The organism is Frankia sp. CcWB2 (assembly GCF_977927585.1).
In genome coordinates this window covers 2,111-11,615 of record NZ_CDWRCM010000145.1, presented here as the reverse complement: position 1 = coordinate 11,615, position 9,505 = coordinate 2,111, and the positions used below count along the sequence as shown (strand labels likewise).

Below are 9,505 nucleotides of genomic sequence, written 5' to 3'. Positions count from 1 at the left end.
GTCCCAGACCCGTCACTACCGATCGCGGTCACCCCGACGTGATCCGAACAAGAGATCAAGCAGCTGGCTCATCGCACGCACGTGCGGAAGACAAGTCTAGACGACCACCCAGATCTAGACGACTACCCAGCGAAATCATCGAAGGTGATTTCGCGAGGTGCCGGCCGGGCCGGCCCCGGTGTCCCCGGGTGGTTCCGTGGCGGTAGACGGTACTCTGACCAGCCTGGTCCAGGGATGGCCGCTGACAAGGCGGCGTCACGGGACATCGCACCGACCGCGTCGCGCCCTTGTCCAGGAGGCCGGTTTCCGCGGTTCTTAGCCGGCCAAGGCACACCATGCCCCTCCCACCGCCCGGCCATGCGCGCGTACAGGTTGTCGCGCTAGGCGGTGACGACCGGCCCGGCTTCGGGCGACTCCTGCTGAACCACGGTCACGGCCACAGAGTCGGCATCGGCGTCGGCATCGGCGAGTGCCGGGTAGTCGGTGTACCCGCGCTCGTCGCCACCGTAGAAGGTGGCGCGGTCCGGCGAGTTGAACGGGCCGCCGGCCGCGAGCCGGACGGGCAGGTCGGGGTTGGCCAGGAACAGCGTCCCAAAACTGAGGATGTCGGTGGTGCCGTTCTCCACGAGCGACAGCTCCTCCGGCCCGGTCGGGTGGTCGGGGGTGAGCGGGTTGAGGACGAGCGGACCGCCGAATCGCTCCCGCAGCTCTCGGGTCAGCTCGCGCCCGGTGTTCTCCGCAATGTGCAGGTATGCAAGCCCCAGCGGAGCGACCGCGTCCACCAGCGCGACGTAGGTGTCGCGCACGTCGTCCTCGGTGATGTCGTTGAAGGTGGTGCCCGGCGAGATCCGCAGGCCGACCCGATGAGCGCCGATCGCGGCGGCGACCGCCCGGGTGACCTCCACAGCGAACCGGATCCGACCCACCGCCGAGCCGCCCCAGCCGTCGGTGCGCCGGTTGGTGCCGCTGGCAAGGAACTGGTGCACGAGGTAGCCGTTGGCGCCGTGGATCTCGACGCCGTCGAAGCCGGCTTCGACGGCGTTACGGGCCGCGGCGACGAAATCGGCGATGATCTCGATGATGCCCTGCTCGGTCAGCTCGGCCGGGATGACGAAGTCCTGCATACCCTCGCCGGTGAACGCCTGGCCGGCCGGGCGGACCGCCGAGGGGGCCACCGGGACGAGACCGCCCGGCAGCAGGTCGGGATGACTGATGCGACCAGCGTGCATCACCTGGACAAAGATCACTCCGCCGGCCTCGTGCACGGCGCCGGTCACCTGCTGCCAGGCCCGCACCTGCTCCTCACTGTGCAGGCCCGGGGTGTTCGGGTAACCCTGTCCACCGACGGAGGGCTGGGTGCCCTCGGTGATGAGGAGCCCGGCGCCGGCACGCTGGGCGTAGTAGGTGGCCGTGGCCGGAGCCGGGACTGCGCCGGGGGCCCGGTTACGGGTCATGGGGGCCAGTGCGATGCGGTTTGCCAGGCGAAGTCCGCCCAGATCGATCGGGTCGAACGCGGTGGTCATGAGGCTCCCTCTCGTCGGCGTCACGGCTCACCCCAGGGCGCCGCGCCTGTACCTACCGAACAGGTACATCGCCGGGCAGCCTTCCCGCCGCCCCAGAAATGTGATGCCCGCCACGGGCCCCGGTCGGCGCGGTCAGGCCACCGGGAGCAGGTCGGCGCCGCCGCGCCCGGTGTCGATGTCACCGGTCTCTCCGGCCGCGGCCGCCCGGCTACCGTACAGCCGGACGTAAGCGATGAAGCCGCCGAACGCCACCGCGCCGATCCCGATCCGGATCGCCGTGGGCAGCCCCGACGGGGTCACGAATGCCTCGATCAGCCCGGAGACGGCCAGCACGAGCGCCATCCCCATCGTGACGGCCACCGCTGCGCGCCCCTCTGCGGCCAGGGCCTCCACCCGCCTGCGCGGACCCGGTGCAATGATCGTCCAACCGAGACGCAGCCCGACCCCGCCCGCAACGAACACGACCGTGAGCTCCAGCAGGCCGTGCGGGAGGATCAGGCTGAAGAACTGCCCGCTCTCCCCGCAGCTGGTCATGTATCCGCCGACGACGCCGAGATTCAGCGCGTTCAGCAACATGACCAGCAGGGTCGGGAGACCCAGCAGCACCCCGGAGACCACCGCCTGCGCGGACACCCAGGCGTTGTTCGTCCACACCTGACTAGCGAAGGACGAGGCCGGATTCTCGGTGTAGTAGGACGCGAAGCCGTGGCGGCACAGATCCGCGACCGCGTCCGGCGCACGCAGGTTCGCCTGTACCTCGGCGTCGTGCACGACCCACAGACCGACGGCCAGCGCGACGAGCAGGGAGCCGAGCGCCGTCGCGACAGCCCACCATCGGCGTTCGTACACGGCCACCGGAAACGTCACCGCGAAGAAACGACCGACGACGTGCCAGCCGGGGTCAGGTGCGCCGCCCACCGCCGCCCGGCCTCGCGTCACCAGGTTCGTCAGATCGTCGACCAGGGTCGTGTCGTACGACCGGCTGCGGATAACCGAGAGGTGGGTAGCCGCGCGCTGGTACAACTCGACCAGTTCGTCGAGCTCGTCCGGTGCCATCCGCCGCGGCCGGCCGGCCTTGTCGACGAGCCGACCAAGCCGGACCCATTCCGGCCGGTGCACGGCGACGTACGCATCAAGATCCATGACGGCCTCATCCTCCCAGACCGTCGAGATCCTCGCAGACCGTCGAGCCGCACGCGTCCGAACCGTCCTCACCGCTGTCAGCGGCACCACCCGGCGAGGAGGAGCGAACCGGGCGGCGTAGGCCATAAAGTGATGTCCGGATACCCATCGAGGTCCCGGGGGGCCCAGATGAACCAGGTCGTCACGGGAAAGGGATCCGCCGGTCTCGCCGGCACGGGTGTCCTCACGGGTGAGGCGATCGTCACAGGTGAAGCGATCACCATCGAACTGCGGGTGGCTCGGCTGGGCTCCCGTCTGATCGCCGGCCTGCTCGACCTGCTCATCCAGCTCTACATCCTCTACGCGGTCGGCGCCGCGGCCCTACTGATCGTGCGGCCCGACAACGACGCCCTGATCGCCACGGTGTTCCTGCTGGTCTATGTCGGCATCGTGCTCGGGTACCCGGTCACCTGCGAGACGCTGACGCGCGGGCGGACCCTCGGCAAGATGGCCCTGGGGCTGCGCGTCGTCCGCGACGACGGAGGTCCCATCCACTTCCGGCACGCGTTCGCCCGGGGTCTGGTCGGGGCGGTCGTCGAACGTCCCGGACTGCTGCTGGGCCTGCCCGCAGTGATCAGCATGCTGGTGTCGAAACACGCGAAGCGGCTGGGGGACGTCTTCGCCGGCACGGTCGTCCTGCAGGCCAGCGTGCCGCGCACTGGCGGAGTGCCGGCGTCCGTCCCGCCCCAGCTCGTCGGCTGGGCCGCCACCCTTGACCTCACCGGGTTGGATGATGCTCTGGCCCTGCGTGCCCGCCAGTTCCTCGGCCGGGCACACGAGCTGTCCCCGCAGGCCCTCGAATGCCTCGGCAGCGGGCTGGTCCGGGAGGTGCGAGCCGTCGTGACACCACCGCCGCCGCCCGGCACGCCGGGCTGGGCCTACCTGTCCGCCGTGCTGGCCGAGCGAACCCGGCGTGCCTACCACCGGCTGACGGCGAACCGGCCGAGATCGACACCCTCCCCCGCCTTCGCCCCGTACCCGGGTGCCCAGTACCCGACGGCCCAGTACCCGACGGCTCAGGACCAATCCCCGCAACCCCCCTATCCCACGGCCCCGCAGCCCCCGCCGGGCCGGTGACCCGGCCGCCCTCACCGGTCCCCGGCAGCCAGCCAGCCCATCGTCCGGCCGCACCCGCCCGGACCGGCCGGGGCACGCACCATCAGATCCACATTTCCTTAACGTCTGCTAAACAATGTAGGACGTACCGCACACACCGGACGTGGCGGCTGGTCCGCCGGTGAAACGCTCGTCTAGCGTTACCTGCGAATCAGACCGTCCGCGCCAACCGCCACGAATCGGCGCGCACCCGCTGCCACGTCGCACCGGGTTCGAGGCGGTGCTGCCGGTGAGCGACCAAGTGCCGGCTCACGCATGCTGGACAGGTCCCAGGAAGACTCCGGCCCTTGCGCCGGTCCACGGAGGGGGTGACGTCGACGTCTGTCGGACGGGAGTCGAGCACTCCATCTCGAGCCACCTCGCCCCCCGCGCGAGCAAGCCGGCCGACCCGAGCAAGCCGGCCCGGTCGGGTGCCCCGTCGCACGCCGTCGCGCCGGAACGTGCCCCCACCCCGCCCCGATCCACCGCGCCGTCCCGATCCACCAGGCCGTCCCGATCCGCCAGGCCGGGCAACATGGCGAGCGGCGTCACCTACGCGGACGACGGCGCTTCCGCGCGTCGCTCCCCCGGCGGCACGGGCGACGGTCCGGCGGCGACCGGCGGGGCCGGGGCCGGGGGAGCGGGCAGGCCGCTCATCCCCCGTCCACCCGTGAACCGGCGTCGGGTCCTGAAGAAGATGGGGCTGACGGCGATCGTTCTCGGGCTGGTCGTCGCGTTGTTGTCCCTGCCGTTCGTCGGTGCGGTCGGCCTGTTCGCCAAGGGAAGCGCGGACCACTTCCTCGGGCTGCCCGCCGAGCTCGTCACGCCTCCGTTGCCGCAGAGTTCGACGATTCTGGCCGCCGACGGATCAGTGATCGCCATGTTGCGCGGGGCCGAGAACCGCATCGTCGTGCCCGGCAACGAGATCCCGAAGATCATGCGCGAGGCAATCATCTCGATCGAGGACGCCCGCTTCTACCAGCACGGCGGCGTCGACCCACAGGGCGTCTTCCGCGCCGCGCTGCGCAACAGCGAGGCCGGCGGAGTCTCTCAGGGCGGTTCGACGCTGACCCAGCAGTACGTCAAGAACGTGCTGCTGCAGAACGCCCGCACCACGCGGGAGCGAGAGGTCGCGGCCGGGAACTCCCTGGAACGCAAGATCCAGGAGCTCCGGTACGCCCTGGGCATCGAGAAGCGGTTCTCCAAGGACGAGATCCTGGAGCGATACCTCAACATCGCGTATTTCGGTGACGGGACGTACGGGATCGGCACCGCCGCCGAGCACTACTTCGGGGTGCCCATCTCCCAGGTCACTCTCGAACAGGCGGCGCTGCTCGCCGGGCTCGTGCAGAGTCCGTCCCGGTACAACCCCGCCGCTTACCCGGAGGCCGCGCTGGCCCGGCGCAACACCGTGCTGGACAAGATAGCCGCCGAGGGGTATATCTCCACCACCCAGGCAGAGGCGACGAAGCAGATGCCGCTGAACGTCGTGAAGGCCCCGCCGCCGGCCGCGGACTCCTGCGAGACGTCGTCGGCGCCGTTCTTCTGCGACTACGTGCGGTCCCAGCTGCGAGCGAGCCCGGCGCTCGGTTCCACCCTGGAGGAACGCAACCGACGCATCTACGAGGGCGGCCTGGTCATCAGGACCACTCTCGACCCAATGGTGCAGCAGGCAGCGCAGGACGCCGTCAACTCGACCGTGTCACCGAGCAGCCGGGTGTCGGCGACCGAGGTCGTCATCCAGCCCGGCACCGGCAACATCCTCGCCATGGCAGTGAACCGGGTGTACGGCTCGAACACAGCCGTCAACCAGACGGTGGTACCGCTGCCGACCAGCGCCACCTTCCAGCCCGGGTCGACGTTCAAGACCTTCGTGCTCGCCGCCACGCTCGAACAGGGCTACGGCACCTCAACGGCCTTCTACTCCCCGGCCTGCTACGAGACCAAGAAGTTCCCGTTGGACCGCGGTGAGGGCGACTGCCCCAGGGGTTTCTCGAACTCCGATCCCGCCGAGGCCGGCATCTACGACATCCCCAAGGGCACCTGGGACTCGGTGAACACCTTCTACGTGCAGCTCGCGGAGAAGACCGGCATCCCGGCGGTCCTGGAGATGGCCAAACGCCTGGGCGTCACACCGCCGAAGGCAGACAAGATCGGCTCCACCGACGGGGCCACCGCCATCGGCGGCGGCCAGTACATGTACGTCTCCCCGTTGCAGATGGCCGACGCCTACGCGACGATCGCCGGCGGCGGGGTGCGCTGCACGCCCCGCTTCGCCACCGAGGCCATCGACTCCAGCCACGACCCGATCGACATCGCCCAGCCGCGGCAGTGCGAACAGGTACTCGCCAAGGGTGTTGCTGACACCGTGACCAGTGTGCTCGCCGGCGTCCCGGTCCGCGGGACCGGGACCAAGGCCGCCATCGACCGCCCCTCGGCAGGCAAGACCGGCACCACCGACGAGTTCTCGGCCGCCTGGTATGTCGGCTTCACCCCGCAGCTCGCCGCGGCGGTATCCGTCGGCGACCCCATGGGGGCGGAGAGCCACCCGCTGCGGGGCGTCGTCGCCGACGGCCGGACCTGGCCCCATGTCTTCGGCGGCGACCTGCCCGCGATCATCTGGAGCAAGTCGATGCGGGCCGCCCTGGCCAACCGGCCGGTGGTCCCGTTGCCCGGCGCCGATCCGACCGTCGCGCGCGGCACCAAGGGAGGTCTGCAGAACACCCCGCCAGCACCGGCGCCCGGTCAGGGCCTCGGCGACTTGTTGCAGAACCTGGGTCAGCAGATCTTTCCCGGCATGGGCGGACAGCCACAGGGAGGCGGCGCCCAGCCCGGCACGGGCCAGAGCGGGCAGAACCAGGGACAGCCGCAGCAGCCTCAGAACGGCGTCGAACCGGGATCCGGCAGAGGGGATCAGCCTGCCGGCCGCTAGCCAGCCTTCCGGCGGCCTGGTCAGCGCCTGAGATCCTGGTCAACGCCTAAGGTCGTGGGCCGCGGGCACCTGCACGGGATCGACCCCGATCGCTAGGGCGAGATAAACGGCCGTGTAGTCGAACAGGCCGATGAGTGAGGCGAGCCGTTCCAGCGGCCCGCCGCCGTCGGCGCGCAGTTCGGTGACGCCGACGCCTCGCTCGGCCGCCACCGCCACCGCCGCCTCGGCCTGCCGGGCGACATCCAGGCGTTCGACGTCGGGATCGCGCAGCAGGACCAGGCGGAGCCGGATCGACTCGTCCTCCTCGGCGCGGTCGCGGAAGAAGTCGTCGAAGTCGTCGCGCACCGGGCCGCCAGCCGCGAGACCCGCGCCGAAAGCACCGTCGAACAGCGCGACCTGGTGGCGGGCGGGATGCGGCAGCGCCCCGGCGATGGCCGGATACTTCGCGTTCGTCGCGAGCTGGGTGACGGCACGTTCGGCCACCACGTTCGTCACCGGTGAGGTTCCCCAGATGATCGGCAACGTACCGGCCAGCTCGAGCGCCAGCGTCTTCGCCGGATTGACGAACGACTCGCTGGACGTACGGCAGCGGGTCGCGACGTCCTCGAGGCGGACGGCGGCCGCCTCGATCGCCTCGTCCGCCACCCGCGCGATACCCAGGGCCCGGGCGACGATGATCAGTGGCAGCGACAACGACCACAGGGCGGCACGAGCGGGCTGCTCCGCCGAGGTCACGACGAGGGGCGCACCGGCCACCCCGGCCAGGTGGGCCAGGGGGGTGTCGGCAGGGGCGACCACGGCCACCCGCGCGCCGCGCCGGTTCGCCTCCTCCACCGCCGAACAGGTCTCCGCGGAGGTACCGGACGCCGACACCGCAAGGACGACGTCGGCCACCCCCACCCAGCCCGGCAGGCCGTAGGTGTGGTGACCGATGACGGGCACCGGGCTGGCCGGCCCGGCGACGGCGGCGAGCACCCCGGCGGCCAGCGCCGCGCCGCCCACCCCCACCACGACGACCGCCCGGGGCCGCCCGTCAGCGGCAAGGCGAGCGACCCCGGCCTCCTGGGCGAGGGTGGCACCGCGACGGACCTGGCGGGCGGCGGAGGCGATGTGCGGCAGGAGACCGCCGGCGTGACCGGCGTCAATGCGGGCGGTGTCGTCGAGGATCGCCTCGTCGAGGTACACGTCGAGGCCGCGGCGTCAGTTCGACGCCGGCGCGCCGGAGAACGGGACCGCCTCGTCGAGCAGCATCACCGGGATGTCGTCGCGCACCGGGAACGCCAGGCCGCAGGCGAGGCACACCAGCACGGGGGCACCGCCCAGCTCGTCGGGCCGCAGCTCACCGTGCTTGCTGCACGGGCAGACGAGGATCTCCAACAGCAGCGGGTCGAGACTCATCAGGCTTCCCTTCCGCTCCGGATGCGAGCGAAGATCTCGTCGCGCAGCCGATGCATCGTGGCGTCGTCGGGCCCCTCCACGTTGAGCCGCAACAGCGGCTCGGTGTTGGACGGGCGGAGGTTAAACCAGGATCCGTCCGAGAAGGAGATCGTCAACCCGTCCAGGTAGTCCACGTCGGCGGCGTCCGGCGCGTACGCCTTCTCGATCACGTTCATCGCCGCCGCGGCGTCCGCGATCTCGGAATTGATCTCACCGGACGCGCTGTAACGGGCGTACCCCCCGAGCAGCCCGGACAGCGGCCGGTCCTGGCCGCCCAACGCGGCGAGCACATGAAGCGCGGCGAGCATGCCGGAGTCCGCCCGCCAGAAGTCGCGGAAGTAGAAGTGACCGGAATGCTCGCCACCGAAGACCGCGCCGGTACGGGCCATCTCGGCCTTGATGAACGAGTGGCCCACGCGGGTGCGGACCGGGACGCCCCCGCGCTCGGTGACCAACTCGGGGACCGCCCGGCTGACGATGACGTTGTGGATGACCGTGCCCCCCGGCTCCCGGGCCAGCTCGCGATCGGCCACCAGGGCGGTGATGGTCGACGGAGAGACGATCTCCCCCCGCTCGTCGACGACGAAGCAGCGGTCGGCGTCGCCGTCGAAGGCCAAGCCGATGTCGGCTCCGGAGCTGCGGACGGCGGCCTGCAGGTCCCGCAGGTTCGCCGGCTCGATCGGGTTCGCCTCGTGGTTCGGGAAGGAGCCGTCCAGCTCGAAGTAGAGCGGGATCACTGTCAGCGGCAGCCCGGTGAAGGTGGCCGGGACGGTCAGCCCGCCCATGCCGTTACCCGCGTCCACGGCGACCGTCAGCGGCCGGATCCCCGCCAGGTCGACCAGGGTGCGCAGATGACGCACGTAGGAGTCCAGCAGGTCCCGCCGGGTCACGGTGCCGCGACGACCGGGACCGGCAGGAATGCCCGCCTCGATCATCGCGCGGATGTCGGCGAGCCCGGTCGCCTGGCCGATGGGTGCCGCGCCGGCCCGGCAGAGCTTCATGCCGTTGTACTTCGCCGGGTTGTGCGACGCGGTGAACATCGCACCCGGAATGTTCAGCGAACCGGCGGCGAAGTAGAGCAGATCGGTGGATCCCAGCCCGGCGGCGATCACGTCCGCGCCCTGGCTGACCGCCCCCTCGGCGAAGGCCTCGGCGAGCGGGACCGACGACTCCCGCATGTCGTGCGCGGTCACGATCCGCGGGGCGCCGAGCAGCCGCACGAAGGCGGCTCCGGTGGCTCGGGCGACGTCGGCATCGAACTCCGCCGGCACCACGCCACGCACGTCGTACGCCTTGAAGATCCGCGAGAGGTCACGCATCCCTTCCAACCCCTTCT

Annotated in this window: 7 protein-coding genes; 2 read left to right on the top strand and 5 right to left on the bottom strand. The window is 70.8% G+C overall.

Annotated features, from left to right (window positions below; translation table 11 throughout):
* Positions 1-380 precede the first annotated feature (380 nt).
* Both ACY45C_RS15170 and ACY45C_RS15165 read right to left on the bottom strand, forming a co-directional pair.
* Positions 381-1,523, bottom strand: coding sequence for an alkene reductase (locus ACY45C_RS15170; RefSeq protein ID WP_462188244.1), 1,143 nt, complete (start codon positions 1,521-1,523; stop codon positions 381-383).
* A 132-nt stretch (positions 1,524-1,655) separates the two neighbouring features.
* A complete protein-coding gene (locus tag ACY45C_RS15165) occupies positions 1,656-2,666 on the bottom strand; it encodes a stage II sporulation protein M (RefSeq protein ID WP_462188243.1) in 1,011 nt (336 codons plus the stop codon).
* A gap of 168 nt (positions 2,667-2,834) precedes the next feature.
* Here ACY45C_RS15165 and ACY45C_RS15160 point away from each other — a divergent pair, with 168 nt between their 5' ends.
* Both ACY45C_RS15160 and ACY45C_RS15155 read left to right on the top strand, forming a co-directional pair.
* Positions 2,835-3,782 (top strand): RDD family protein, encoded by a 948-nt coding sequence (locus ACY45C_RS15160; protein ID WP_462188242.1) that lies wholly within the window; start codon positions 2,835-2,837, stop codon positions 3,780-3,782.
* A 553-nt stretch (positions 3,783-4,335) separates the two neighbouring features.
* Complete coding sequence (locus tag ACY45C_RS15155; protein WP_462188241.1) at positions 4,336-6,732, top strand: transglycosylase domain-containing protein; 2,397 nt, start codon at positions 4,336-4,338, stop codon at positions 6,730-6,732.
* A gap of 39 nt (positions 6,733-6,771) precedes the next feature.
* Here the strand turns inward: ACY45C_RS15155 and ACY45C_RS15150 are convergent, their stop codons facing one another.
* The 3 genes from ACY45C_RS15150 to ACY45C_RS15140 are packed head-to-tail and all read right to left on the bottom strand — an operon-like array spanning position 6,772 to position 9,488.
* Positions 6,772-7,917 carry an SIS domain-containing protein gene (locus ACY45C_RS15150; protein ID WP_462188240.1) on the bottom strand — a complete coding sequence of 382 codons (1,146 nt, stop codon included), beginning with the start codon at positions 7,915-7,917 and terminating at the stop codon, positions 6,772-6,774.
* A 15-nt stretch (positions 7,918-7,932) separates the two neighbouring features.
* Positions 7,933-8,130 (bottom strand): Trm112 family protein, encoded by a 198-nt coding sequence (locus ACY45C_RS15145; protein WP_462188239.1) that lies wholly within the window; start codon positions 8,128-8,130, stop codon positions 7,933-7,935.
* The gene (locus ACY45C_RS15140) at positions 8,130-9,488 is read right to left on the bottom strand and encodes a phosphomannomutase/phosphoglucomutase (RefSeq protein ID WP_462188246.1); all 1,359 of its coding nucleotides are present in this window, start codon (positions 9,486-9,488) and stop codon (positions 8,130-8,132) included. The genes ACY45C_RS15145 and ACY45C_RS15140 overlap by 1 nt, the downstream gene beginning before the upstream one ends.
* Positions 9,489-9,505: the final 17 nt, after the last annotated feature.

Coding starts and splice junctions, on each gene's coding strand:
- ACY45C_RS15170 (WP_462188244.1), bottom strand. CDS start 1,523: ATGACCACCGCGTTCGACCCGATCGATCTGGGCGGACTTCGCCTGGCA.
- ACY45C_RS15165 (WP_462188243.1), bottom strand. CDS start 2,666: ATGGATCTTGATGCGTACGTCGCCGTGCACCGGCCGGAATGGGTCCGG.
- ACY45C_RS15160 (WP_462188242.1), top strand. CDS start 2,835: ATGAACCAGGTCGTCACGGGAAAGGGATCCGCCGGTCTCGCCGGCACG.
- ACY45C_RS15155 (WP_462188241.1), top strand. CDS start 4,336: ATGGCGAGCGGCGTCACCTACGCGGACGACGGCGCTTCCGCGCGTCGC.
- ACY45C_RS15145 (WP_462188239.1), bottom strand. CDS start 8,130: ATGAGTCTCGACCCGCTGCTGTTGGAGATCCTCGTCTGCCCGTGCAGC.
- ACY45C_RS15140 (WP_462188246.1), bottom strand. CDS start 9,488: ATGCGTGACCTCTCGCGGATCTTCAAGGCGTACGACGTGCGTGGCGTG.